The 25883-nt window shown below is 72.2% G+C and carries 23 protein-coding genes and 1 pseudogene; 10 read left to right on the top strand and 14 right to left on the bottom strand.

The features are described 5' to 3' along the window. Positions 1–28: 28 nt before the first annotated feature. Complete coding sequence (locus BUB97_RS09155; RefSeq protein ID WP_073133874.1) at positions 29–292, bottom strand: hypothetical protein; 264 nt, start codon at positions 290–292, stop codon at positions 29–31. 4 nt (positions 293–296) lie between these two features. Beyond that, positions 297–542 (bottom strand): hypothetical protein, encoded by a 246-nt coding sequence (locus BUB97_RS09150; RefSeq protein WP_073133872.1) that lies wholly within the window; start codon positions 540–542, stop codon positions 297–299. 368 nt (positions 543–910) lie between these two features. Between BUB97_RS09150 and BUB97_RS09145 the strand changes: the two genes are divergently transcribed. The 7 genes from BUB97_RS09145 (at position 911) to BUB97_RS09115 (ending at position 7996) form a co-directional block, all read left to right on the top strand. Then, entirely contained in the window at positions 911–1507 is a 597-nt protein-coding gene (locus BUB97_RS09145) for a F0F1 ATP synthase subunit delta (RefSeq protein WP_073133871.1), read from the top strand. 2 nt (positions 1508–1509) lie between these two features. Beyond that, positions 1510–3042, top strand: coding sequence for a F0F1 ATP synthase subunit alpha (gene atpA, locus BUB97_RS09140; RefSeq protein ID WP_073133869.1), 1533 nt, complete (start codon positions 1510–1512; stop codon positions 3040–3042). Positions 3043–3066: 24 nt separating this feature from the next. Beyond that, positions 3067–3963, top strand: coding sequence for a F0F1 ATP synthase subunit gamma (locus tag BUB97_RS09135; protein WP_073133867.1), 897 nt, complete (start codon positions 3067–3069; stop codon positions 3961–3963). A 13-nt stretch (positions 3964–3976) separates the two neighbouring features. Next, positions 3977–5407 carry a F0F1 ATP synthase subunit beta gene (atpD, locus tag BUB97_RS09130; protein WP_073133865.1) on the top strand — a complete coding sequence of 477 codons (1431 nt, stop codon included), beginning with the start codon at positions 3977–3979 and terminating at the stop codon, positions 5405–5407. 4 nt (positions 5408–5411) lie between these two features. Continuing rightward, positions 5412–5822 carry an ATP synthase F1 subunit epsilon gene (atpC, locus tag BUB97_RS09125; RefSeq protein ID WP_073133863.1) on the top strand — a complete coding sequence of 137 codons (411 nt, stop codon included), beginning with the start codon at positions 5412–5414 and terminating at the stop codon, positions 5820–5822. A gap of 166 nt (positions 5823–5988) precedes the next feature. Then, positions 5989–6849, top strand: coding sequence for a ferritin-like domain-containing protein (locus BUB97_RS09120; protein WP_073133861.1), 861 nt, complete (start codon positions 5989–5991; stop codon positions 6847–6849). 1 nt (position 6850) lies between these two features. Then, a complete protein-coding gene (locus BUB97_RS09115; RefSeq protein ID WP_073133859.1) occupies positions 6851–7996 on the top strand; it encodes an endo-1,4-beta-xylanase in 1146 nt (381 codons plus the stop codon). 301 nt (positions 7997–8297) lie between these two features. Here the strand turns inward: BUB97_RS09115 and BUB97_RS09110 are convergent, their stop codons facing one another. The 12 genes and pseudogenes from BUB97_RS09110 to BUB97_RS09055 all read right to left on the bottom strand — a co-directional run bounded on the left by BUB97_RS09110 (position 8298) and on the right by BUB97_RS09055 (position 21429). Next, positions 8298–8786 carry an RNA pyrophosphohydrolase gene (locus BUB97_RS09110; protein WP_073133857.1) on the bottom strand — a complete coding sequence of 163 codons (489 nt, stop codon included), beginning with the start codon at positions 8784–8786 and terminating at the stop codon, positions 8298–8300. Positions 8787–8799: 13 nt separating this feature from the next. After that, a complete protein-coding gene (locus BUB97_RS25790) occupies positions 8800–10215 on the bottom strand; it encodes a divergent polysaccharide deacetylase family protein (protein ID WP_139281317.1) in 1416 nt (471 codons plus the stop codon). A gap of 24 nt (positions 10216–10239) precedes the next feature. Further along, on the bottom strand, positions 10240–11637 hold the full coding sequence (locus BUB97_RS09100) for a S41 family peptidase (RefSeq protein ID WP_245818252.1): 1398 nt from the start codon (positions 11635–11637) through the stop codon (positions 10240–10242). 130 nt (positions 11638–11767) lie between these two features. After that, entirely contained in the window at positions 11768–13153 is a 1386-nt protein-coding gene (locus tag BUB97_RS09095; protein WP_073133851.1) for a murein hydrolase activator EnvC family protein, read from the bottom strand. Next, positions 13150–14694, bottom strand: coding sequence for a 2,3-bisphosphoglycerate-independent phosphoglycerate mutase (gene gpmI, locus BUB97_RS09090; RefSeq protein ID WP_073133849.1), 1545 nt, complete (start codon positions 14692–14694; stop codon positions 13150–13152). The genes BUB97_RS09095 and gpmI overlap by 4 nt, the downstream gene beginning before the upstream one ends. An 85-nt stretch (positions 14695–14779) precedes the next feature. Then, a complete protein-coding gene (locus tag BUB97_RS09085; RefSeq protein ID WP_073133847.1) occupies positions 14780–15538 on the bottom strand; it encodes a class I SAM-dependent methyltransferase in 759 nt (252 codons plus the stop codon). A 75-nt stretch (positions 15539–15613) separates the two neighbouring features. Beyond that, positions 15614–16288 carry an NnrU family protein gene (locus tag BUB97_RS09080; protein WP_073133845.1) on the bottom strand — a complete coding sequence of 225 codons (675 nt, stop codon included), beginning with the start codon at positions 16286–16288 and terminating at the stop codon, positions 15614–15616. Between the two features lie 80 nt (positions 16289–16368). Then, the gene (locus tag BUB97_RS09075) at positions 16369–16836 is read right to left on the bottom strand and encodes a 23S rRNA (pseudouridine(1915)-N(3))-methyltransferase RlmH (RefSeq protein WP_073133843.1); all 468 of its coding nucleotides are present in this window, start codon (positions 16834–16836) and stop codon (positions 16369–16371) included. A gap of 179 nt (positions 16837–17015) precedes the next feature. Next, positions 17016–17456, bottom strand: a pseudogene (gene rsfS / locus BUB97_RS26825) (ribosome silencing factor); the annotation flags it as partial. A gap of 940 nt (positions 17457–18396) precedes the next feature. Next, on the bottom strand, positions 18397–19164 hold the full coding sequence (locus tag BUB97_RS09065) for a nicotinate-nucleotide adenylyltransferase (RefSeq protein WP_073133839.1): 768 nt from the start codon (positions 19162–19164) through the stop codon (positions 18397–18399). A 40-nt stretch (positions 19165–19204) separates the two neighbouring features. Then, positions 19205–20086: a 2-keto-4-pentenoate hydratase gene (locus BUB97_RS09060; protein WP_086062043.1), complete on the bottom strand. Its 882-nt coding sequence runs from the start codon at positions 20084–20086 to the stop codon at positions 19205–19207. Positions 20087–20142: 56 nt separating this feature from the next. Then, positions 20143–21429 (bottom strand): glutamate-5-semialdehyde dehydrogenase, encoded by a 1287-nt coding sequence (locus tag BUB97_RS09055; RefSeq protein ID WP_073133837.1) that lies wholly within the window; start codon positions 21427–21429, stop codon positions 20143–20145. 143 nt (positions 21430–21572) lie between these two features. On the opposite strand from BUB97_RS09055, the gene BUB97_RS09050 reads away from it, so the two are divergent. The 3 genes from BUB97_RS09050 to BUB97_RS09040 are packed head-to-tail and all read left to right on the top strand — an operon-like array spanning position 21573 to position 25751. Further along, on the top strand, positions 21573–22916 hold the full coding sequence (locus BUB97_RS09050) for an ABC transporter substrate-binding protein (protein WP_086062058.1): 1344 nt from the start codon (positions 21573–21575) through the stop codon (positions 22914–22916). 4 nt (positions 22917–22920) lie between these two features. Further along, positions 22921–24663 carry an ABC transporter permease gene (locus tag BUB97_RS09045; RefSeq protein ID WP_245818251.1) on the top strand — a complete coding sequence of 581 codons (1743 nt, stop codon included), beginning with the start codon at positions 22921–22923 and terminating at the stop codon, positions 24661–24663. After that, positions 24660–25751, top strand: coding sequence for an ABC transporter ATP-binding protein (locus tag BUB97_RS09040; protein ID WP_073133835.1), 1092 nt, complete (start codon positions 24660–24662; stop codon positions 25749–25751). Before BUB97_RS09045 ends, BUB97_RS09040 begins: the two co-directional genes overlap by 4 nt. Positions 25752–25883 lie beyond the last annotated feature (132 nt).

Genomic DNA, 25883 nt, shown 5'->3' with positions numbered 1-25883 from the left:
GGGCGGGCCTCCAGGCGTCCGTCCTGCCTCAGCCCTGGCGGGGCAGGCTCTCGATGGCGTTGCGGGCGTTGGCCACGCCCTCGCCCTCGATCAGGCTCTCCGTCTCGTCCGGATGGTCCACGAATCCGGGCAGGGGGGAGTGCGTCGCGGGATCGGCATGGGTGGGGTCCTTCTCCAGGGCCTCGTCCAGCTCGGATCCCGGGCCGATTCCGGGCTGCGGGCCGCCTTCCCAGCCCCCCGTCTCCCGCAGCCGCCGTGCCTCCGGCGTTTCCTGGACCTTGGGGTCGGCCATGGGCTTAGGGCTTGCCGCCCGAGCGGGTGCCGGCCTCGCCGCCGCCCTCGTCGGTCTTCTTGCCCAGGTCCTCGCCATCCGGCGCGATGAAGCCGGTGGTGCCGGTGTTCATGTTCGCCGGGTCCGAGGCGGGGAAGCTATCCTCGACCGCCTTGTCGGCCTTGGCCTGGCTGCCCGCGCCGGGCTTGAGGTCGGAAACCCAGGAATTCGTCTCCTGGTCCCGCTTCTGGTCGGTCCTGTCCTTGTCCATGGTCGCCCCCTTCGGAGGTTTGTCGTTCAAAGCCGGGCCTGCGCGGCGCCACCGCGCCGCCACCCGTCGGATATGAAGCGTCTCAGCAGGGGGGAGGGTTCCATTGGCCCCTCGCATCACCATCTTCCAACCTTCCCCGGGGCGCTTCCCGACGGCCGGGGGCACGGAAGCCGCGCGGAGCGGCGGATCGTTCCGATCCAGGCGATTGCCGCGCCGCATTGCATCATGTTAAGGGGCGCGCGCCAGCGCCTGGGGGGATTCCCCGGGGCGTCTCGCGCAGGTCCGTGAAACCCCTGTGACGCCAGCCCGGCGCCGCGGGCGCGGAGCGGGCCGACGGGTCCTCACCAACCCCTCGAACGGGATCGCCAGTGGCCTCCGAAGCAGCCGCCAACGACCAGCCCCAGAACAAGGCCTCCGGCCCCCGCACGGGCGGCGTCGCGCAGCGCTACGCCCTGGCCCTGCTGGAGCTGGCCAAGGACAAGAAGACGGTCGATGCCGTCGCGACCGATGTCGAGAACCTCGCCTCCCTGGCGCGGGACGATGCCGGCTTCCGCGCCTTCCTCGACGACCCGCGCCTGGGCGCGAAGGCCCAGCAGGCCGGCGCCTTCGCCGTGCTGGACCGCGCCGGGATCGGCGGGGACGTGAAGAACATGGTGGGCGTGCTCATCGCCAACCGTCGCCTGGTGGAGCTTCCCTCCGTCCTGGCCACCTTCGGCCTCCTGCTGGCCGAGCAGCGCGGGCAGCAGGCCGCCGAGGTGACCACGGCGCACCCGCTGAACGCCACCCAGCGCACCCAGATCGTGGCCCGCCTCACCGAGGCTGGCTTTTCGAATGTCCGCCTGTCCGAGACAGTGGACCCGTCCATCCTGGGCGGCCTGATCGTGAAGATCGGGTCCCGCCTCTATGACACTTCCATCAAGTCCAGGCTTCAGCGCCTGAGCTACGCCATGAAGGGGGCCGCCTGACCATGGACATCCGTCCCGCCGAAATTTCCGACATCCTGAAGCAGCAGATTGCTGGCTTCGACACCGACGCCAATGTGGCCGAGGTCGGCACCGTCCTGACGGTCGGTGACGGCATCGCCCGTTGCTACGGCCTGCAGAACGTCATGGCCGGCGAGATGGTGGAGTTCCCCTCCGCCGGCGTGCGCGGCATGGCGCTGAACCTCGAGACCGACAATGTCGGCATCGTGGTCTTCGGTGACGACAGCCGCATCCGCGAGGGCGACACCGTCTCCCGCACCGGCACGATCGTGGACGTGCCCGTGGGCCGTGGCCTGCTCGGCCGCGTGGTCGATGGCCTCGGCAACCCGATCGACGGCAAGGGCCCGCTCACCGACGTGACGCGCTCGCGCGTCGAGGTGAAGGCGCCGGGCATCATCCCGCGCAAGTCCGTGCACGAGCCGATGCAGACCGGCATCAAGGCGATCGACAGCCTGATCCCGATCGGCCGCGGCCAGCGCGAGCTGGTCATCGGTGACCGCCAGACGGGCAAGACCGCTGTCATCATCGACACGATCCTGAACCAGAAGCCGATCAACGCGCAGGGCGACGAGAGCAAGAAGCTCTACTGCATCTACGTCGCGATCGGCCAGAAGCGCTCCACCGTCGCCCAGCTCGTCCGCACCCTCGAGGAGCGCGGCGCGATGGAGTACTCGATCGTCGTGGCCGCCACGGCCTCCGACCCGGCCCCGATGCAGTTCCTGGCGCCCTACACCGGCTGCACCATGGGCGAGTTCTTCCGCGACAACGGCATGCACGCGGTCATCTTCTACGACGACCTCTCCAAGCAGGCCGTCGCCTACCGCCAGATGTCGCTGCTGCTGCGCCGTCCGCCGGGCCGCGAGGCCTATCCGGGCGACGTGTTCTACCTGCACTCCCGCCTGCTGGAGCGCGCGGCCAAGATGGGTGAGGCCGCCGGCCTCGGCTCGCTGACGGCGCTGCCGGTGATCGAGACGCAGGCGGGCGACGTGTCCGCCTACATCCCGACCAACGTGATCTCGATCACGGACGGCCAGATCTTCCTGGAGACCGAGCTGTTCTTCAAGGGCATCCGCCCCGCCGTGAATGTCGGCCTCTCCGTGTCCCGCGTGGGCTCGGCGGCGCAGATCAAGGCGATGAAGCAGGTGGCCGGCAAGATCAAGCTGGAGCTGGCGCAGTACCGCGAGATGGCGGCCTTCGCCCAGTTCGCCTCGGACCTCGACGCCTCCACCCAGGCCCTGCTGGCCCGCGGCGCGCGTCTGACCGAGCTGCTGAAGCAGCCCCAGTACGCGCCGGTTCCGGTGGAGGAGCAGGTGGTGGCGATCTTCGCCGGCACGCGCGGCTACCTGGACAAGGTGCCCGTGAACCGCGTCGGCGAGTTCGAGAGCCGCATGCTGTCCGAGCTGAAGGCCGCCAAGCCCGAGATCCTGGAATCGATCCGCAGCAGCGGGCAGATCACCGGCGATAACGACAAGGCTCTGGCTGCCTTCCTCGACGGCTTCGCCAAGTCCTTCGGCTGAGCCGGGAGGGAGCGGAGAGCCTCCATGGCCAGCCTCAAGGACCTGCGCGGTCGCATCAACAGCGTGAAGTCCACGCGCAAGATCACGCAGGCGATGAAGATGGTCGCCGCCGCCAAGCTCCGCCGCGCCCAGGCGCAGGCGGAGGCGGCGCGACCCTATGCCCAGCGGATGGAGCGCATGCTCGCCTCCCTCGGCGCGGCGGTGGCGGATAGCCCCGATGCGCCGAAGATGCTGATCGGCACGGGGCGCGACCAGGTCCACCTGCTGGTCGTGGTGACGGCCGAGCGCGGCCTTTCCGGCCCCTTCAACACGAATGCCGGCCGCTTCGCGCGCGCCCGCATCCGCGCGCTGGAGGCCGAGGGCAAGACGGTGAAGCTGCTGACAGTGGGCCGCAAGGGCGCGACCTACCTCAAGCGCGAGTTCGGCAGCCGCTTCGTCGGCGAGGTCAGCTACCACAACGTCAAGCGCATCGGCTTCGAGCAGGCCGACGAGCTGGCCACCCGCATCACCGCGATGCTGGAGGCGGGCGAGTTCGACGTCTGTACGCTGATCTACAACCGCTTCCAGAGCGTGATCAGCCAGGTGGCGAGCGAGCAGCGGCTCATCCCCGCCCCGCTGCCCGCGAATGACACGGCCGCCGCCCCCGCCGCCGCGGGCGAGCTGCCGGCCCTCTACGAGTACGAGCCGAGCGAGGAGGAACTCCTGGCGGCGCTGCTGCCCAAGAACCTCGCCATCCAGATCTACCGTGCGCTGCTGGAGAACGCGGCCGGCTTCTATGGAAGCCAGATGACCGCGATGGACAACGCCACCCGCAACGCCGGCGACATGATCAACAGGCTGACGCTCAACTACAACCGCACGCGACAGGCCAACATCACCAAGGAGCTGATCGAGATCATCTCCGGTGCTGAAGCGGTCTGACAGGAGCCAACCCATGAAGAACAACGTCGGCAAGGTCACCCAGGTCCTCGGCGCCGTCGTGGACGTGCAGTTCCCCTCCGAGCTGCCGAACATCCAGAACGCGCTGACCACCATGGTGGGCGAGCGCACCCTCGTCCTCGAGGTCGCGCAGCATCTCGGCGAGCGCACCGTGCGCACCATCGCCATGGACACGACCGACGGCCTGGTCCGCGGCACCGAGGTGGTGGACACGGGCAAGGGCATCGCCGTGCCCGTCGGCGAGGGCACGCTGGGTCGCATCGTGAACGTCATCGGCGAGCCGATCGACGAGCGCGGCCCGGTCCCGCACGACAAGACCTACACCATCCACCGCGAGGCCCCCTCCTTCGAGGACCAGGCCACCGCGGCCGAAATCCTGGTGACGGGCATCAAGGTGGTGGACCTGCTCGCCCCCTACCTGAAGGGCGGCAAGATCGGCCTGTTCGGCGGCGCCGGCGTCGGCAAGACCGTGACGATCCAGGAGCTGATCAACAACATCGCCAAGGGGCATGGCGGCGTGTCCGTCTTCGCCGGCGTGGGCGAGCGCACCCGCGAGGGCAACGACCTCTATCACGAGATGATCGACGCCGGCGTCATCAAGCTCGGCGAGAACGGCGGCACCGAGGGTTCCAAGGTGGCGCTGGTCTATGGCCAGATGAACGAGCCGCCGGGCGCGCGCGCGCGCGTCGCCCTCTCCGGCCTGTCCATGGCGGAGTACTTCCGCGATGAGCAGGGCCAGGACGTGCTCTTCTTCATCGACAACATCTTCCGCTTCACCCAGGCGGGCGCCGAGGTGTCCGCGCTGCTCGGCCGCATCCCCTCCGCGGTGGGCTATCAGCCGACCCTGTCCACCGACATGGGCGCGCTGCAGGAGCGCATCACCTCCACGAAGAAGGGCTCGATCACCTCGGTGCAGGCCATCTATGTGCCCGCCGACGACCTGACCGACCCGGCCCCGGCCACCTCCTTCGCCCACCTGGACGCGACGACGGTGCTGAACCGCTCCATCGCCGAGCTGGGCATCTTCCCGGCCGTGGACCCGCTGGACTCCACCTCCCGCGCGCTCGACCCGCGCGTGGTGGGCGAGGAGCACTACCGCGTGGCCCGCGAGGTGCAGCGCGTCCTGCAGACCTACAAGTCGCTGCAGGACATCATCGCCATCCTGGGCATGGACGAGCTCTCGGAAGAGGACAAGCTGATCGTGGCGCGCGCGCGCAAGATCCAGCGCTTCCTCTCCCAGCCCTTCCATGTGGCCGAGGTGTTCACCGGCACGCCGGGCGTCTTCTGCAAGCTCGAGGATACGATCCGCTCCTTCGCGGGCATCGTGGCCGGCGAGTACGACCACCTCCCAGAGGCCGCCTTCTACATGGTCGGCACCATCGAGGAGGCCGTGAAGAAGGCCGAGACGCTGAAGGTTTCGGCGTAAGATCATGGCGACCTTCGACCTCGAGCTGGTGAGCCCGGAGCGCCTGCTCCTCTCGCGTCCCGTCGAGATGGCCGTCATCCCGGCGGTCGAAGGCGATATGGGCGTGCTGCCGAACCATGCCCCGATGATCGTCGCCCTCAAGGGCGGCGTGATCCGGGTGACGGAGGGCGGGCGGGAGACCGAGCGCCTCTTCATCATGGGCGGCTTCGCCGAGATCACCCCGACCCGCGTGACGGTGCTGGCGGATGAGGCGACCCCGGTCGCCACCCTCTCCCGCGCCGCCGCAACCCAGCGCGTCGCCGAGGCGGAGGCCGCTCTGGCCGCCGCCACGAATGACGCGCCGGAGATCCGGGAGAAGGCCATGGACCGCGTGATGGCCGCCCGCGCCATGCAAGAGGCGGCCCAAGCCGCCTGAGGAGGCGGCCCAGGCCGCCTGAACCGGCCCGGCGGGTGGTTGAAACCGCCCGCTCGTGCCGCGAGATGTGTCACGTGCCTGTCATGCCCGACGGGGCGGCCTGACCTCGGGCCGCCCCGTTGCGCTATGATGGGCCGCAGGAATCGCGCTGAAGGCCGGGAAGCACATGAAGCACTGGACCCTCGACCAGATCGCCTGGGACAGCTTCGACCCGTCGAAGGTAGACCCCGAGATCATCCCGCTGGTGAAGGCTGCCGCCCTCGTCGAGAAGAACGGCGTCGATTACGCGGTCTACCTCAACAACGTCTTCGTCGGGGATCCCGACTTCCGCCAGGCCGCCGACAACTGGGCGGTGGAGGAGGTCCAGCATGGCGACGCGCTGGGCAAGTGGGGCGAACTGGCCGATCCCGGCTGGTCTTTCGACGAGGCGTTCAGCCGCTACCGGGCCGGCTACAAGATCGACGTGAAGGCGGACGCCTCCATCCGCGGCTCCCGCACGGGCGAGCTGATCGCCCGCTGCATGGTCGAGACTGGTACGTCCTCCTACTACACCGCGCTGGGCGACAGCACCGAGGAGCCGGTGCTGAAGCAGGTTTGTCGCCTGATCGCGGCAGACGAGTACCGGCACTTCAAGCTCTTCTACGACCATATGAAGCGCTACCTGGCCCGCGAGAAGCTCTCCTTCCCCAAGCGCCTGCGCGTCGCCGCCGGCCGGATCGGGGAATCCGAGGATGACGAGCTGGCCTTTGCCTATCACTGCGGCAACGAGACCGCGGACACGCCCTACAGCCATGACCGCTGCATCACGGGCTATATGGGCCGGGCGATGGCCTTCTACCGCTTCCGCCATATCGAGCGCGGGATGGGCATGATCTTCAAATCCATCGGGCTGGAGCCGCGCGGGCGGCTTTCCGACATGGCGGCCAAGGGGGCCTGGAAGCTGCTGCAATGGCGGCGGGAGAAGTACCGGCAGGCGCTGATCAAGGCCGCCAACGAGAACGCCCCCGCCCGGGGGGCGGCCGCCTGAGATGTCGCGCTCCCCGTCCTCCCCGGCGGGGAGCACGTCGCGGCGCATGATCCTCGGCTCGGCCATGGCGGCCGGGATGAGCGGCTGCGCCCGCGCCCAGCCCGGCAGCCCGGATCTGAACCCTCCGCCCGGCCTGTGGCAGATTGCGCGCGATCGCGGCTTCTCCTTCGGTGCGGCGGTGCAGGCGAACCTCCTGGCCACCGACCCGCTCTATGCCGCCGCCTTCGAGCGGGAGGCCGGCATCCTGGTGCCGGAATTCGAGGGGAAGTGGTCCACCCTTCAGCCGCGCGAGGGCGAGTTCGACTTCGCCGGGCTCGACGCCATCCTCAACTGGGGGCAGGCACGGGGCCGGACGGTGCGCGGCCATGCGCTGGTCTGGCACGACTCCTTCCCCGACTGGGCCGTGGCCGCCATGGGCGAGGGGCAGACGCGCGCCCGTGGCGTGATGGCGGCGCATATCGCGCGCGTGCTGTCCACGACGCGGTTGCGCATCCGGGACTGGGACGTGGTGAACGAGCCCATTGCGGACCCGCCGGGCAGCGACACGCCACAGGCCGAAGGCGAGTTCCGCAACTCCCCGTTCTTCCGCGCCCTCGGGCCCGGCTACATCGAGACTGCCTTCCGCCTCGCGCGGGAGCAGGATGCGACGCTGCGGCTGGTGCTGAACGACTACGGGGTGGAGGAGGACACGCCCTGGGCGGAGGAGAAGCGCCGCCGCCTTCTGAAGCTGGTGCGGGACCTCGTGCGCCGTCGGGTGCCGATCGACGCGGTAGGCATCCAGGCGCATCTGCAGATGAACCGGCCCTTCAACCCCGATGTCTTCGCCCGCTTCATCCGCGACATCCGGGCCGAAGGCCTCTCCGTGCTCGTGACGGAGCTGGACATCCGGGAGGCCAATGCGATCCCCGAGGGCTTCCCGGCCCGGGACGCGCTAGTGGCCGAGCGCGCCGGCGCCTTCATGGCGGCGGCGATCGGCGCGGGAGTGAAGAGCTTCCTCACCTGGGGTTTGGTGGACCGCTACTCCTGGCTGGTCACCGACCCGGCGGTGGCCCGGCCCGACGGCAAGCTGCATCGGGGCCTGCCGCTGGACTGGGAATACAACCGTAAGGAGATGTGGCGGGTCATGGCCCGCGCCTTCGCTGGGTGAGGTCCCGGCCTTCGCGGGCTCCCCGGAGAGGGCGCTGCCCTCTCCGGACCTCACCCGCCAAGGGCCTTAGGCCCTTGGAACCCCGTCTGACTGCCGTGGATAGTCCGGATCCGTGGGGTCTCTGGTTGGCGGGCGCCTGTTCCTGCCTTTGCAGTCGCCTCGGGTCGTGGACCCGAGGCGCACCGTCAGCCGAGCGAATTCAAACTCGAAGAAAAAGATGATGGTGAGGGGTCCGGGGAGAGGAAGAATTCTTTCTTCCTCTCCCCGGGACAGACCGACGGCCCAGAACAGAGGCGCGCCTTCAGCCCGGGATGGCGTAGCGGGCGAAGTCCCGGGCCAGCCGCTCATAGATCGGGCGGCGGAAGGGCACGGCGATGCTGGGCAGCTCAGCGAGCGGGAGCCAGCGCCAGGCGTCGAATTCCTGGTGGGCGTCGGCGTCGAGGCGGATGTCGGAATCCTCGCCCAGGAAGCGCAGGGCGAACCACATCTGGGTCTGGCCACGATACTTCCCGCCCAGCGCCTTGCCGATGAGATGGGCGGGCAGGTCGTAATCCAGCCATTCGGCCATGCGCCCCATCACGGTGGCATTGCGCGTGCCGATCTCCTCGGAGAGCTCGCGCAGCACGGCGCGTTCCGGGTCCTCGCCGGGGTCCAGCCCGCCCTGGGGGAGCTGCCATACGCCGGACCGAGCCTCGCCGGAGGGCTGGTCGGCGCGGCGGGCGACCAGCACCAGGCCTTCGCGGTTGAACAGGCAGGCGCCGACATTCGGGCGCAGGGGCAGTTGGGTCATCTCGGTTCCGGGGTCAGTTCCGGGGAAGGTCCTCGGGGCGGCGGACGAGTGCGGTCACGGGGGCCATGACCAGCCCGCGCTCCCCCAGCCCGGCGGCCCAGGCGGCCACGCGGTCCACCAGCACGGGGGAGACATCGGCGGCAAGGCCGAGGGCCGAGCCACGCTCCCGCGCGATCCGCTCCAGCTCCGCCAGGCGGCGGTCGATCTCGCTGCGCGTGGCGGGCTCGTCCACAACCAGGTCCACGCTGCGGCCCCAGGCGCGGGGCGGGTTGGGCACGCCGGGGCGGGGATCGATGTAGAGGAGCCCGTGCTGCCGCAGCACGTCCTGCACGCCGCCGATGGATTCCGGCAGCGCGGCGAAGCGCTCCCCCCGCATAGGGCCCAGCGCACCGATGGCGCCCACCTGGCCACCGATGCGGGACAGAACCCAGGCCAGCCGGTCGGCATTCTCGGCCAGGGGCAGGGTGGTTAGCAGGGCGCGGTCGCCGGGGTCGTTCATCGGGTAGTTGGCGGGCTCCAGCGGCAGGGCGCTGAGCACCTCCATGCCCCGGGCACGGGCGCGTTCGAGCAGCGGGGCGGGGCGGCTCCCATAGGGCGAGAAGGCAAGGCCGGCTTCCGGCGGCAACCGGCGGATCGCCTCTTCGGAGAGGGCGGCGGAAAGGCCGAGATTGCCCACCACCAGCCCGATCCTGGGGCGGCTTTCCGCCCGGTCAAAGGGACGCGCGTAGTAGCGGATGGAGGTGCGGCCCTCCGGCCCGAGCCGTGGGATGGGCCCGTGGCGGGAGGGTTCCTGCAGGCTGGGATCGGGCGGCGGGATGGGGCGGTCGGCCGGCGCCTCGGCCCGGGTGGCGGGCGCAGGCAGTGGGGGCGGCTCCGGCGCGCTCGGCGGCGCTTCCAACACGGGGGCGGAAGGGGGAGCCGCGACCGGCGGGGCGGGCGGCGGCGCCGCCGGCGGGGCGGCCGGCAGCACCGAAGCAGGAGACGGCGCCGGCGGTGGCGCCGGGGTTGGCGTGGCAGGTGCAGGCGCGGTGGGCGCGGGTGCCGGTGCGGTGGGCGCTGGTGTGGTGGGCGCTGGCGCGGCGGCGGCGGCCCGGGCAGGCGGGGGCGGGCGGGCCGGGGTGGGGTCTGGCGCGGACGCAGCCGGGGGCGGCACGGGCTCCGGCGGCTCTGGCGGCCTGACGGGCGCGGGTGGGGCGTTGTCGTTCGCCGCCTGGGGCGGCGGTGGGATGGGTGCGACAGGATCGCCCGGCGGCGGCGGGGCCGGCGCGGGCGGCGTTCCGGCATTGTCGTTGGCGGCCACGCCGCCATCCGCCGCGCGGGTGAGGGAGGCGGGAATCCCGCCCTCGGGCGGGCCCGCCCGGTGCAGGGCGTAGGCCCCGGCGCCGAGAGCAGCCAGCACGACCAGCCAGAAGACGCCGAGGGCCTTCATGATGGGCTTCGGCGTCTCCGGCGATCAGCGGCTGGCGCGGCGCTGCGGCTGGCCGGCCGCCATGTTGCGCAGCAGCCCGAGCGCCTGCTGGAGCTGGTGGTCCGTCTCCGGCTTGGTCGGGTCGAAGGCGGGGGCGCCCTCGGCCGGGAGGCGCTGGACGGCCTGCACCACGCCCGCAGGCAGGTTCAGCGGCGGCAGCGGCGCAGGCGGGCGGGCATTGGCGCCGGTGGCGCTGCTGTCGTTCCGCAGGGCACGATTCAGATCGGCCTCGCGGTCCCGCTCCCGGTTCTGCTGGGCGTCCTCGCGCTGCGCCAGCACCTCGATGTCGGGCTGGATGCCGGTGGCCTGGATGGAGCGGCCGGAGGGCGTGTAGTAGCGCGCCGTGGTCAGGCGGATGGCGCCGTTGCCCGGCAGGGGCATGACGGTCTGGACCGAGCCCTTGCCGAAGCTCTTCACGCCCATGACGATGGCGCGGCGATGGTCCTGCAGGGCCCCGGCGACGATCTCGCTGGCCGAGGCGGAGCCGGCATTCACCAGCACCACCACGGGCAGGCCGGCGCTGATGTCGCCGCCGCGGGCGTTCCAGCGCTGCGCGTCCTCGGGCCGGCGGGCACGGGTGGAGACGATCTCGCCCTGGTCCAGGAAATCATCCGAGACCTGGATCGCCTGGTCCAGCAGCCCGCCCGGGTTGTTCCGCAGATCGAGGACGATGCCCTTCAGCCCGTTGCTGCCGGCCTGGCTGCGCAGGTTGGACAGGGCGCGGCGGAGGCCGACCTCGGTCTGCTCGTTGAAGGAGGTGAGGCGGATATAGGCGATGTCGTTGCCCTCGAGCCGCGCGCGCACCACCTGCGGGCGGATCGTCTCGCGGGTGAGGGAGAGCTCGATGGGGGTCGCGGTGCCCTCGCGCCGGATGGTCAGGCGGATGGAGGTGCCGCGCTCGCCGCGCATCTGCTCCACCGCCTCCTGCAGGGTCAGGCCCTGGGTGGTCTTCTCGTTGATGTGGGTGATCAGGTCGCCCGGCTTCACGCCGGCCCGCGCCGCGGGCGTCTCGTCGATCGGCGAGATGACCTTCACATAGCCGGCCTCCTGGCTGACCTCGATGCCGAGGCCGCCGAACTCGCCGCGGGTCTGCACCTGCATGTCGCGGAAATTGCGGAGGTTCATGTAGGAGGAGTGCGGGTCCAGCCCCTGCAGCATCCCGTTGATCGCGTTCTCGATGACCTCGCGGTCATTCACCGGCTCCACATATTCGGCGCGCACGCGCTCGAACACGTCGCCGAAGAGGTTGAGGAGGCGGTACGTCTCGGCCCGCGAGCCGTCCTGTGCCCAGGCCGTGACCACGGGCCCGGCGATGGCGCCGGCGGTGAAGGCCGCGGCGACCGAGGCCAGCGCCCGCAAGCGGAAGCGCGGCTTGGACGACACTCCAGCAGGATCACGCATCCGTCACACCCCTCTCGCCGCGGCAGGCCACGGCGCTTCACGATTTTGCCGCGGGGCATCCTGCCCAGCGGTTAAGAATTCCGCCCCGGCCGGCCGGATCGCCCCGGTCGGGTCAACCCCGGCCGGTCCAGCCTGCCGGGTCCACGGCGCGGCCGCCGCGCCGCAATTCAAGGTAGAGCGACGCGCGACCCCCGCCAGACCCCCCGGCGTTACCAAGTGTTCCCACCGCCTCGCCCGCCAGGACGCGCTGCCCGGGCTCCGCGTCCAGCCGGTCGAGCCCGGCGAGGACGAAATGGTATCCGCCGCCGCAATCCACAATCAACATCTGCCCGTAACTTCTGAACGGGCCGGCGAAAACGACACGCCCGCCGCAGGGGCTGACCACCCGGGCGCCTGGCGGGGCGGACCAGGTCTGGCCGTTCGCGCCGCCCTGGCCGAAGGCCTTCTGGATGGACCCGGCCACCGGCGCCCCGCGGGAGGGCGAGGGCTGGCTGGCCGAGGCTTCCCGCGTGCGTTCGCGGGCGGCATCGGCGCTGTCCCGGGCGGCCTCCGCCTCGCGCTCGGCGTCGCGGGCGGCGCGGGCCGCCGCATCCCGGGCCTCGCGCGCCTCGGCCGTGCGGGAGCGGGTCTCGGCCTCGCGGCGCCGGGCCTCGGCGGCACGCTCCCGCGCCTCGGCCTCGCGTTCGCGCGCCGCGGCTTCGGCGCGTTCCCGGGCCTCCCGCGCGCGGGCCTCGCGCTCCAGGCGCTCCACGGCGCCGCGGAGGTCGCGGGCCTGGGCGGCGGCGGCGGCGGCGCGGCGGGTGGCGGCGGCCTCGGCGTCCCGGGCGGCCTCACGGCGATCGCGGGCCTCGGCCAGGGCGGCCTCCACCGCCTCGGCGGCCTCCCGCGCGGCGACGCGGGCGGCGACGAGGCGGGTTCGTTCCGCGGCCAGCGCCGCGGTCGCGCGGGCGGCCTCCTCGCGGGCCCCGCGGTACTCGGCCGCCTCCCGGGCCAGGCGCCGGGCGACGCCGCGCAGGATCAGCGCGCCGCGCAGGGCTTCCTCGGGCGGCGCGGGGACGACGAGGAGCGTCTCGGCCGGCCAGAGGCCGAGGCGGCGCATGGCCGGAATCATCGGCGCCAGGGTCTCGGCGCGGCGGGTCAGGTTCGCCTCGGCTTCGTCGCGGGCGGCCTGGGCGGCCTCCAGCCTTGCCTCGGCCTCCACCACCGCCTCCTCGGCCGCCACGGCGCGGCGCCCGGCCTCGGCCCTTCGCTGTGCCAGGGCGCGTTCGGCCGCCTCGGCGCTGCGGGCCTCGCGGGCGACGGCGGCGGCTTCCCCGCGCGCGCTGCGGGCCTCGCGCTCGGCCTCTCCCAGGCTCTGCCGGTCCGCCTGTGCCTGGGCGCGTGGCACGGGAAGCGCAGGCAGGAGCGCGAGCAGCGCGAGGGCCGGCAGGCCCAGGCGGCGCGCCGGCGCCCGCTTGGCGGGGGCGGTCGGGGCGGCGCGGCGGCCGCGCGGCGTCACCCCGGGCCCGCTTCCATCAGGCTGCGGCCCGTCATGGCGGCCGGCTGCGGCAGGCCGAGCAGGGCGAGCAGGGTCGGGGCGAGGTCGGCCAGCCGGCCGTCATGCAGCGCGGCGCCGGCAGGGCCGCCGAAGAGCACGACGGGCACGGGGTTCAGCGTATGTGCCGTATGCGGGCCGCCGGTGACGGGGTCGCGCATCATCTCGGCATTGCCATGGTCGGCCGTGACGAGGAGGGCGCCCCCCATGTCGCGGATGGCGGACAGGATCCGGCCGAGCCCCGCATCCACCGCCTCGCAGGCCTTGATGGCCGCCTGGAGGCTGCCGGTATGGCCGACCATGTCCGCATTGGCGAAGTTCAGCACGATCAGGTCGTAGCGGCCGGAGCGGATGGCGGCCTCGGCCTTCGCGGACAGCTCGGGCGCCGACATCTCGGGCTGCAGGTCGTAGGTCGCGACCTTGGGGGAGGGGACCATGATGCGGTCCTCGCCGGGATAGGGCGTCTCCTCTCCGCCGTTCAGGAAGTAGGTGACGTGCGGGTACTTCTCCGTCTCCGCCATGCGAAGCTGGGTCATGCCGGCCGCGGAGACGGTGGGGCCGAGCAGGTCGGCCATGGATTGCGGCGGGAAGATCGTGCCGAGGAAGGGCTTCAGCGCCTCCGAATACTCGGTCATGCCCAGGGCGCCGCAGAGGGCGGGGTCGCGGGGGCGCTCGAAGCCCTTGAAATTCGGGTCTACCAGCGCGGCGAGGATTTCCCGCACCCGGTCGGCGCGGAAGTTGAAGCAGAGCACGGCGTCGCCGTCCCTCATGCCGGCATAGCCGGGCAGGACGGTGGCGGGGATGAACTCGTCGGTCTTGCCGGCGGCATGGGCGGCCTGGACGGCCTCGGTCGCGCTGGCGGCGCCGGGCCAGTCGGGCGCGCCCTCGGCCATCACCATCGCGCGCCAGGCCTGGGAGACGCGCTCCCAACGGTTGTCGCGGTCCATGGCGAAGTAGCGGCCGGTGACGGTGGCGATGCGTGCCCCCGGGGGCAGGGCGGCCTCGAAGGTGGGAAGGGTGAAGGCGGCGTCCTTCGGGCCGGTGTCGCGCCCATCGGTCCAGCAATGCACGGCGACCCGAATGCCCTTGACCGTGAAGATCCGGGCCAGGGCGAGGGCGTGGTCCTGGTGCGCGTGCACGCCGCCGGGGGAGGTGAGGCCGCAGAGATGCAGCGTGCCGCCCGTGGCGCGCAGCTTCTCGCCCAGCTCCACCACGCCGGGCAGCCCGGCGATGGAGCCATCGGCGATGGCGGCGCCGATGCGGGGTAGGTCCTGCATGACGATCCGGCCGGCGCCGATATTCAGGTGGCCGACCTCGGAATTTCCCATCTGCCCCTCCGGCAGGCCCACATCGGGGCCGCAGGTGCGCAGGAAGGCATGGGGGCAGCTGGCCCAGATCCGGTCGAAATTCGGCGTGCTCGCCTGGGCCACGGCATTGTCGGCCCGCTCCTCCCGCCAACCCCACCCATCCAGGATGGCGAGCATGACAGGCTTGGGATGCGGCATGGGAACGGCCTCTGCTTGCGCGGCGGTGCCTGCCATAGCGCCGGGGCGGGGGGCTTGACCAGCCGGGGGGGCGAAAGCCACCCCTTCAGGCGCGGGCGGTATAGGCCCGGAAGACCTCCAGCTCGGTCGTGCAGGCGGCATTCGTGAAGCCGGCCTTGCCCAGGGCGCCCAGGATGGTCTCGGCCGGCACGCAGGCCTCGATGGTTTCCCAATAATACTTCATCAGCTCACCCGAGCGGTGGCGCGGGGCGGCCACCCAGCACAGGGCGGGGATGACGGCGCCCATGTAGAAGCGCTCGACCAGATGGGCCAGGCGGCTTTCGGGGCGGCCGATCTCCAGCAGCAGCACCGTGCCGCCCGGCTTCAGCACGCGCCGGTACTCCGCGAAGGCGGCGCCGAGATCGGCCACGTGGCGCAGCGCGTAGCCCATGGAGAGGAAATCCACGCTGTGGTCCGGCAGCGGGATCCGCTCGGCCCGGCCCTGGATGAGGGTGACGCCGGGCAGGACGCGCCGCGCCTCGACCAGCATGCCCTCGCTGGGGTCCAGCCCGGTGACGAGGGCGGGGTTGCCCGTGATGGCCACGGCCTGCCGCGCCACCAGCCCCGTGCCCACTGCCACGTCCAGCACCCGCATGCCTGGCCGCAGCCCGGCGTCCCGCAGGGCGCGGCGGCGGTAGCCCGGGCCGGTGCCGAGGGAGAAGATGCGGTCGATGCGGTCGTAATGCGGGGCCGTGGCATCGAAGAGCGCGCGGACGAAGCCCTCCCGCTCCTCGGCCCTGGTGTAGCGATGGGCCAGGACGGGATGCGGGGCGGTGCCGGCCGTCGGGCCATCGCGTTGCGTCATGCGGGACCCCTTCCGGCCGCTGGAATCCCGAAGGGATCGCAAGCCCGGCCCCTGCATGCAAGGGCCCGGCGCGTCTCAGGGCGGGAGGGCCGGAACCCCGAAGGCCAGGGGGTGGAAATGGAGCACCGCAGCCCAGGCGAGGGTGCCCACCAGGGCCGGCGCCGCCAGTTCCCGCCAGACCAGCCGGTTCCGCCCCGCCACCACCGCGCCGAAGGGCAGGATGGAGGTGCGGGCCGCGAAGCCGGCCCAGGCGGCGGGGTCGCGCGCCGCGACCTTCGCGTCGATCGAGGGCATGCCGAGCAGCGCGGTGAGGAGGAAAGCGCCGAAGAAGACCAGCCCGGCGCTGTCGCCATTCCCCACGACATGCACGGCGGCCCAGAGGGCGAAGGCCCAGAGCATGGGATGCCGCGTGATCCGCAGCATGCCCTGCGGCTCGGCCGAAAGCGCCTCGCCCTGGCCGACGGCGGTCGGGTTCCGGGCCATGAGACTGCCGGCGAAGAGAATGAAGGCCAGGAGCATCACGGGCACCAGCGCCCAGCCCAATGGGCGGGGCGGAACCCAGAGCAACGCGCCCGGAGCGCCGCGCCAGGCAAGGATGAGCAGGGTGATGGCGATGGCGGAGGCGAGGGAAAAAGTCGCGCGGAAGCCGCTCTCGCCAAGCCGGGACACCAGGGCCGCGCGGGCCGAGGTGCCGGCGATGCCGAGATGAAGCCCGATCCAGATCAGCGCGGCGAGGACAAGGGCGAGCATTCCCCAAGCCTGCTCCGAAAAACGCCTGATCGCAATGATTTTACTTTTTTTACAGTCCGGGGACACCTGCCGGCAGGCATTCAGCCCGGCCGCCAGGCCCGGTGATAGGGATGGTTCGCGCGGATGCATTGCGCGCGGAACAAGGCCTCGGCCAGCAGGCCGCGGACGAGCATGTGCGGCCAGGTGAGGCGGCCGAGGGAGATGCGCTGGTCGGCGCGGGCGAGCACCGATTCGTCCAGCCCTTCCGCTCCGCCGATGATGAAGGCGAGGGGGCGGGCGGCCTCGGCCCATTTCCCCGTCAGCACAGCCAACCGCTCGCTGTCCGGCATCTCCCCGCCGAGGTCGAGGGCGATGGCGAGCGCCCCTTCAGGCAGGGCGGCGAGGATGGCCGCGCCCTCCCGCCGCCGGATCTCGGCGGGGGAGCCGCGGCCCTCGGGCAGTTCGCGCAGCGCCAGGGCGGGGCGCAGGCGGGCGTTGTGATGCTCGAAGAGCGCCGCCTCCGGCCCGCCGCGGGCACGGCCCACGGCGAGGAGAAGGGGCGGCGCCATGCGGACTAGTCCTGGTCCTCGTCTTCCTCCGCGGCCCCGTCGCCGTCGCCGTCGCCGTCGGCATCCGCGTCGGTGAGGTCGTCCCCGTCGTTCCACACCTCATCGATCGAGCGCAGCTCGCTATCGCCCTCCTCGTCCCCGGTGGCGCCGGCGGTGCCGGGCTCGGGCATGGAGGATTCCTCGGGCGCGGGACTGTCAGGGCCCCACATGCGCTCCAGCGCGTAGTTGGCGCGGGCCTCGGGCTTGAAGAGGTGGATCACCACGTCGCCGGCATCGAGCAGCACCCAATCCGGGGAGGCCTCGGTGCGCAGGCGGCGGATGCCGTGCTCGGCGAGCGCCTCCTCCACATGCCGGGCCATCGCCTCGATCTGCCGCTCGGCGAGGCCGGTGGCCACGATCATGCGGTCCGCGAAGGCGGAACGGGTGGCGACGTCCAGCACCACCACGTTCTCGGCCTTGTCGTCCTCAAGGCTGGCGACGGCGGCGCGCACGATCTGCTCCAGCCGGTCCGGGCTGGGGGCGATGCGGGGCGCGGCCTTGGCGCCCTTGCGCTTCTTCGGCCCCTCGGCGGCGGCGCGCTTGCGCGGGGTGGGGGCGGAATCCGCCTCTAGCTCCGCGATGCGGGCGGCGTTGGGGTCGGGCGCGGCCTCCGGCGCGCGGCGGGCGCGGGTGGGGCGCGGCGCGGGCTCGGCGGCGCGGCTGCGGGTGGCGGGGCGGGGTGGCGCCTTGGGGGTTGCGGCGCGAGGGGCCGGCGCTGCGCTCCGGGCGGCCGGCTTCGCGCTGCGCGCGGCCGGTGCCTTGCTCGCCGGTGCCTTGCTCGCCGGTGCCTTGCTCGCCGGTGCCTTGCTTGCCGTTGCCCTGGTCGCCGGTGCCTTGCTGGCGGGTGCCTTGGCCGCCGCTGCCTTGTTCACCGGTGCCCTGGTCGCCGTACCGGCGGAGCGGCTGGCCGCCGCCCGCGGCGCCTTGGTCTCGCTGGCCTTGGGCGCGGCGCTGCGGGTGGCGCGGGCGGGTGCTGCGGGCTTGGCGCGGCTCGTGCTGGCCGGGCGGGTGCTCGCCCTCGTTCCGTTCGCGCGGCTCGCGGGTGCCGCGGCCTTGGCGCGGGGGGCCGGCGCGGGGGCGCGGCTCGGCGCACCGGGCTTGGCACGGCTCGGCGCCGCGGAGGTTGCACGGCTGGGCGCCGCGGGCTTCGCGCGGCTGGCGGGTGCGGCGGCCTTGCGCGGAGCGGGCGCGGCCTTGGCGCGGGACGCGGGGGCCGCGGCCTTCGTTCGGGCGGGAGCCGCCACCTTCGGGCGCGCCGGCGCCGCCGCAGCCTTGCGCGCGGGCGCTGCCGGAGTCTTGGCGCGGCTCGGCGCCGGGGTCTTCGCCCGGCTCGGAGCCGGGGCCTTCGCGCGCGTCGCGGCCGGCTTGTCCGCGCGGGCCGCCGGCTTGGCCGGTCTGGCTGCCGGGCGGCTGGTGGTTGCCTTGCCCGCGCCGGTGGTGCCGCGCGTGGGGCGGGAGGGTGTCTTCGGGGTGCGGGCCATGGCTCGCTCCTGTTCTTCGTGGCGCCTCTCGGCGCGAGGTTCAGCCTGTTTCGGCCGGCGCGCCAGAGGCGGGCGCCGGACGGTTCTGGGTTGAATGGTCGGGGCCCGCCGCGGTTGCGCGGGCCAGAAGGGCCCGCTTGGCCCGCAGCGCGCGGATGGCGGTCGCGCTGGCCGGGTGCTCGCGGGCGGGCACCATGCACCAGGGAGCGTGGCCGCCTTTCCCGTTGGATGCATCGGCCAGCAGCGCGCGGCAAGGCCTGCGATGATGCCGCAGCGCCGCGGCCGCCGCGCCGTCCAGCGCACGCCGCGTGTAGCCGGGGCGGGGCAGGACCGCCATGGGGGTGCCGCGGGCCAGCTTCCGCCAGCGCCGCCAGCGGGGCAGCTGGATCATGTTGTCGGCGCCCATGATCCAGACGAAGCGCGCGCGGGGGAAGAGCTGCTTCAGCCGGCCGAGGGTGCGCTCGGTTTCCCGCAGGCCCAGCCGGGCCTCGACATCGGCGGCGATGACGCGGCGGCCGTCGGCGATGCGGCGGGCGGAATCCAGCCGTTCGGCGAAGGGGGCCATGCCGGCCTTGGGCTTCAGCGGGTTGCCCGGGGAGACGAGCAGCCAGACCTCGTCCAGCCTCAGCACGTGCCGCGCCATGTCGGCCACATGCCAGTGGCCGGGATGGGCGGGGTTGAAGGAGCCGCCGAGCAGCCCGATTCGCACGCGCCGCCCATCGCCCCATTTGCCGGGTTGCCGATGCGCGGGGGGCGGGGTGAGGGACGGCGGCTTCTCGCGGCCGGCCGGGGGGACGGGGGGCGGCACGGGGGCTTCTAGCGCCCCCGTCCGGTGGCGGGTGTGTGGATCAGGGCGTTCGCACCGAGACGGTCAGCGGCTGGTCGGCCAGCCCCTCATAGGTGGCGGTGACCGTCCGCCCGGCCTCGGTGGGCAGGGCGGGGGAGAAGCCACCGAGCGAGATGAGGTCCCCTGCGCGCAGGCGGCGGCCCTCCCGCTTCAGATCCTCGACCAGCCAGGGGATGACGTTCAGCGGATGCCCCAGCAGCGCGGTGCCCGGTGCGCGGGACAGCTCCTTCTGCTCGGTTGCCAGCGTCACCGTCATGCTGCCGAGGCGGGCGGCGAAGTCCGGCGTGGCCTGCACCGGAATGGCATCGCCCAGCACGCCGAGCCGCGCGCCGACATTGATGGCGACGAGGTTCGGGCCGTTCATCCCGCCGGGGGCGAGGACGAGGTCGGGCATCTCGATGAAGGGAATCACCTGGTCGAGGTGCCGGAGGATGGCGACATGATCGGCGCCCGCCTCGTTGATGCCCTCGTCCTTCACCCGCACCAGCAGGTCGCTTTCCACATTCGGCACGGCCGCGAAGGCGGCGGGGATCTCGGCCGGGCTGGCCGCCGTGCCGCGGGCGCGGATCGTGGCGTGGAAGATGGTGCCCCGCACCGGATGCGGCACGCCGAAGCGCTGCTGGGCGGCGGCGTTGGTCAGCCCGACCTTGTAGCCCACGGCGGGGCCGTGATGCTGGGCGAGGAGGGCGACGAGCTTCTCCCGCGCGCAGCTCGCATCCTCCATGGTGAGGCCGGCATAGGGCTGGGCGGGGCGCCGGGCGAGGATGTCGGCGCCGAGGCGCGCGACCTCGGCTTCGGAGGGGCAGGCCGCCTGGGCGGTGCCGATGCCGAGGATCATGGCCGTGGCGGCCGCCTTCAGGGCCGTGAGCGCGTGGCGCCGCATGGTGATCTCCTCCCGAAGCCCGGGACCCGCGTTCGGCTGTCCCAGACGCTGCCGGATCAGGGACGAATCTGTCCGGTTCCGATCACATGGTAGCGCCAGGTGCAGAGCTGCTCCAACCCGACCGGCCCGCGGGCGTGCAGGCGGCCGGTGGCGATGCCGATCTCGGCGCCGAAGCCGAATTCCCCGCCGTCGCAGAACTGGGTGGAGGCGTTCCACATGCCGACGGCGGAGCCGAGCCCGTCCAGGAACTGGCGCGCCGCGGCTTCGTCACCCGTGACGATCGCCTCGGTGTGCTCGCTGCCATGGCGGCGGATATGGTCGAGCGCGCTTTCGACGCCGTCCACGACGGCAATGTTCAGGATGGCGTCGAGCCATTCGGTGGAGAAATCGGCCTCCGTCGCGGGCGGCAGCGCCGGCAGGATGGCGCGGGCGGCGGCATCGGCGCGGAAGTCGCAGCCGAGGGCGCGGAGATCCGCCACCAGCTCCGGCAGCAGCGAGGGGGCGATCGCGCGGTCGATCAGCAGCGTCTCCGTGGAGCCGCAGACGCCGGTGCGGCGCATCTTCGCATTGGCCAGCACGCTGCGGGCCATCGCGGGATCGGCCGCGGCATGGATGTAGGTGTGGCAGAGCCCCTCGGCATGGGCGAGGACGGGCACCCGCGCCTCCTGCATCACCCGCGTCACCAGCCCCTTGCCGCCACGCGGGATGATGAGGTCGATCATCCCCGCCGCGGCGAGCATGGCGCCGACGAAGGCGCGGTCCGTGTTGGGGGCCACCTGCACGCAGGCTTCCGGCAGGCCGGCAGCGCGGAGCCCTTCCAGGATGCAGGCATGGATGGCGGCGGCGCTGCGCAGGCTTTCCCGCCCGCCGCGCAGGATCACGGGGCTTCCGGCCTTGAGGCAGAGGGCGGCGGCATCCGCGCCCACATTCGGGCGGCTTTCATAGATCATTCCGACCACGCCGATGGGCTGGGCCACGCGGCGGATGAGCAGCCCGTTCGGGCGTGTCCATTCCGCCAGCACGCGGGCCACGGGGTCGGGCAAGGCGGCCACCTCCTCCAGCCCCTGGGCCATCGCCTCCACCCGGGCGGGGGTGAGGGTCAGCCGGTCGCGGAAGGCATCGGTGAGGTCGGGCGCGGCCGCGAGGTCGGCCGCATTGGCGGCCAGGATCTCCGCCTGGCGGGCACGCAGCGCGGCGGCGGCTTGCAGCAGGGCACGGTCCTTCACCGGCCGCGGGGTGCCCGCGAGCGTCGTGGCGGCGGCGCGGGCGGCCCGGGCGGCCTCCTCCAGCGCGGCGCGGGCGATGGCGGCGGTGTCCTTCGCGGGATCGGCGATGGCGTTCATGCCCGCATCGGTAGCGCCGCGGCGCGGGGAGGGGAAGCGCGGCGGAGGCGTGGCAGGCACGGGACTGCCCCGCCCAGGAGGCTGGACAGGGCCCGGCGCCTGACCGAGAACGGGAACAAGGTCATAAAAATGCAATGGAGGGGATGATGCGTTTCGTAAATCCGGTGCTGGGTCGTCGCGCCCTGGGCGCCATGGCCGCCGCGTCCCTCGCCACCGGCGCGCGGGCACAGGGCGTCTCGGGCAAGGTGACGGTCGTCACCTCCTTCTCCAACGACGTCACCAGCCCGTTCAAGCGTGCCTTCGAGGCCGCGCATCCCGGCACCACCCTCGAGGTCCAGAACCGCAACACGACGGCCGGCGTGCGCTTCGTGCAGGAGACGCGGTCCAACAATGCCGTGGACCTGTTCTGGGCCTCCGCCCCGGATGCCTTCGAGGTGCTGAAGCGCGCGGGGCTGCTGGATGTGTACCGGCCGAACGCCCAGGGCATTCCGGACCGCATCGGGCCCTATCCGATCAACGACCCCGAGGGCTATGTCACGGGCTTCGCGGCCTCGGGCTACGGCATCATGTGGAACGAGCGCTACATGCGCGCGAACCGGTTGCCCGAGCCGAAGGAATGGGCGGACCTCGCGAAGCCCGCCTATCACGATCACATCATCATCACCGCGCCGTCGCGTTCCGGCACCACGCATCTGACGATCGAGACGATCCTGCAGGGCGAGGGATGGGAGAAGGGCTGGGCCACCATCAAGGGCTTCTCCGGCAATCTCCGCCAGATCACCGAGCGCAGCTTCGGCGTGCCGGATGCGGTGAATTCCGGGCAGGTCGGGATCGGCATCGTCATCGACTTCTTCGCCTTCTCCGCGCAGGGCGCGGGCTTTCCGGTGAAGTTCGCCTATCCCTCGGTCACCACCGTGGTGCCGGCGAATATCGCGCTGGTGAAGAACGCCCCGAACGCGGCGGGTGGCCGCGCCTTCATCGACTTCCTGCTCTCCACGCGCGGGCAGGAGATCCTGCTGGAGCCGACGATCCGGCGCCTGCCAGTGAACCCGGCCGTCTATGCCAAGGCGCCGGCCGGCTATCCCAACCCGTTCACCGGCTCCATCGGCATGCCCAGCCTCACCTTCGACGTCTCGGTCTCGGAGAAGCGCTACGCGGTGGTGGATGCGCTCTACGACCAGCTGGTCGGGACGAATCTGGAAGGGCTGAAGCGCGCGGCCAAGGCGATCGGCGAGGCGGAGACGCGGCTGGCGCGGCGCGACAACGCCCAGGCCCGCGCCCTGCTGGAGGAGGCGCGCGCGCTCATCTCGGCCATGCCGGTGACGGCGGAGGAGGCGGCATCGGCCGAGGTGGCGGGCGCCTTCTCCGGCCGCGGCGGGCCGGGGCCGCGCCAGGCGGAGCTGGAGCAGCGCTGGGCCGCCTTCGCACGGGAGAAGTACACGGCCGCCGCGGCCAAGGCGGCCGATGCCGCGAAGGCGGCGGGCTGACCGGGTGACCACGCCGGCCACGGCCGCCATCGAGGCCACAGCCGCCACCCCGCCCCGCGGCGCCCGGCTGCGCCGCTGGGCGGCGCGCCCGGGGGAGGCGGTGGCCTTCGGGCTGGTGGCGCTCTTCCTCCTGCTCTTCCTGGTCGTGCCGGTCCTCACCGTCATCACGGTCGCCTTCCAGGACCGCGCGACGGGCGGCTTCACCCTGGCCCATGTCGGCGACTTCCTCTCCAACGACCTGTTCATGCGGAGCTTCTTCAACTCCCTCTATGTCTCCGGCATGTCGGTGGTGGTGGCGAGCCTGATCGCGCTGCCGCTCGCCTATTTCACCACGCGCTTCGAGTTCCGCGGGGCGGTGCTGGTGCAGACGCTGGGCGTGCTGCCGCTGATCATGCCGCCCTTCGCCGGGGCGGTGGCGATGGGGCTGCTGTTCGGCCGCACGGGCAGCGTGAACCTGCTGCTGGGCGATCTCCTCGACATCAACATCCCATTCATGGAGGGGCTGAACGGGGTGATCTTCGTCCAGTCCATCCACTACTTTCCGTTCATCCTGCTGAACCTCGTCGCCAGTCTGCGGAACATCGACCGGGCGATGGAGGAGGCGGCGCAGAATCTCGGCTCGCACGGCTTCCGGCTGTTCCGCCGCATCGTGCTGCCGCTGGCCATGCCGGGCTATGTCGCCGGCGCCAGCCTCGTCTTCATCAAGGTGTTCGACGACCTCGCCACGCCGCTGCTGCTGAACGTGCGGGAGATGCTGGCGCCCCAAGCCTATCTGCGGATCACCTCCGTGGGGCTGGAGGACCCGATCGGGTACGTCATCTCCGTCGTGCTGATCCTCTTCTCCGTGCTGTCGCTCTGGATCTCCTCCCTCGCGCTGCGCGGGAAGGACTATGCGACGGTCCAGCGGGGCGGCGGCGGGCTGGCGCGGCGGCGCATGGGCAAGGGGCAGGCGGTGGCGGCCTATGCGCTGATCCTCGCCATCCTCGGGCTGGTGCTGGCCCCGCATCTCGGGCTGTTCCTGCTCTCCATCGCCACCGTCTGGTCCTTCGCGCCGCTGCCGGATGGCTACACGGCGGCGCATTACGCCCGCGTCTTCGCGGAGAGCTCCCAGTACATCGCCAACACGCTGCTCTATGCCGGGCTGGCCGGGCTGATCGACGTGATCGTGGGCACCACCATCGCCTATCTCGTGCTGCGCACGCGCATGGCCGGGGCGCGCTGGCTGGACTACCTGGCCATGTCGGCGCTGGCGGTGCCGGGGCTGGTGCTGGGCATCGGCTATCTCCGCACCTTCTTCGGCGTCACCCTGCCGGATGGCACCTCGCTGGCGGCCTTCTGGGGGATGATCGTGCTGGCGCTCGCCATCCGCCGGCTGCCCTATGCGCTCCGGGCCTGCACGGCGGCGATGCAGCAGATCAGCGCGAGCCTGGAGGAGGCGGCCGAGAATCTCGGCGCGCGGCGCCTGCGGGTGGTGCGGCGAATTGTGCTGCCGCTGATGACCGGCGGGCTGGCGGCGGGCTTCGTCACCTCCTTCGCCACGGCGGCGGTGGAGCTTTCGGCGACGCTGATGCTCGTGCAATCCAGCTCCGACGCGCCGCTGGCCTATGGGCTCTATGTCTTCATGCAATCCCCGGCCGGGCGCGGTGCGGGCGCGGCGCTGGGCATCATCGCCGTGGTGATCGTGGGGCTGTCCACCTGGCTGTCGCATCTGGTGGCCGAGCGTGGCGCGGGAAGGACATCGGCATGAGTGAGATCCTGGCCCGCGAGCCCGCGGGCATCCGGGTGGAGGGGGTGGACCTCTCCTATGGCGCGACCCGCGTGCTGCGCGATGTGAACCTGGAGATCCGGCCGGGCGAGTTCTTCGCCTTTCTCGGCCCCTCCGGCTGCGGCAAGACCACACTGCTGCGGCTGATCGCCGGCTTCAACACCGCCCAGCGCGGGCGTGTGCTGGTGGGCGGGCAGGATATTTCCGACCTGCCGCCCTGGAAGCGGGACGTGGGCATGGTGTTCCAGTCCTACGCGCTCTGGCCGCATATGACCGTGTGGCGGAACGTCGCCTTCGGGCTGGAGGAGCGCCGCGTGCCGCGCGCCGAGATCGGGCCGCGGGTGGAGGCGGCGCTGAAGCTGGTGGGGCTGGACGGGATGGGCGACCGCCGCCCGGCGCAGCTCTCCGGCGGGCAGCAGCAGCGCGTGGCGCTGGCGCGCACGGTGGCGGTGCGGCCGAAGGTGCTGCTGCTGGACGAGCCGCTCTCCAACCTCGATGCCCGGCTGCGCGTGCAGGTGCGGCGCGAATTGCGCGAAATGCAGCAGCGGCTGCGGCTCACCACCATCTTCGTCACCCATGACCAGGAGGAGGCCAACACGGTCTGCGACCGGATCGCGGTGATGAACGAGGGGGTGGTGCAGCAGGTCGGCACGCCGATGGAACTCTACGACCACCCGGCCAACCTCTTTGTCGCGGGCTTCCTGGGCACCGCCAACATCATGCCGGGCCAGCTTATGCGGGACGGCGCGGCGCAGGCCTTCGAGATCGACGGCGGCACGCGCATCCCGCTGCCCGCCGGGCTTGAGGCGCCGCCGGGTGCGCGGCTGATGTTCCGCCCGCAGGACGTCGCCCTTCTGCCGCCCGGCGCCGAAGCCCCGGGGCGCCGGCTGCTGGAAGGCGAGGTCACCCACCGCGAATTCCTCGGCGCCAGCATCCGCTACGGCGTGCGGGTGGCCGGGGCGGAAGTGCTGGTGGATGCGCCGCATACGGGCGGGGAGGGACACCTGCCCGTGGGGGCACGCGCGGCACTGGCACTGGACGCTGCGCGGGTGAAGCTGCTTCCGGGGTGAGGGTTGATTCTGGACTGTTGGTTTGTCCCGGGGAGAGGAAGAAGGAATTCTTCCTCTCCCCGGACCCCTCACCTTCTTCTTTTTATGAAAGTTTGGAATCACTCGGCTGACGGTGCGCCTCGGGTCCATGAC

Origin of the sequence: Muricoccus roseus, from assembly GCF_900141905.1 — a bacterium.
Lineage (GTDB): Bacteria > Pseudomonadota > Alphaproteobacteria > Acetobacterales > Acetobacteraceae > Roseomonas > Roseomonas rosea.
This window is presented reverse-complemented; position numbering and strand designations above follow the sequence as displayed.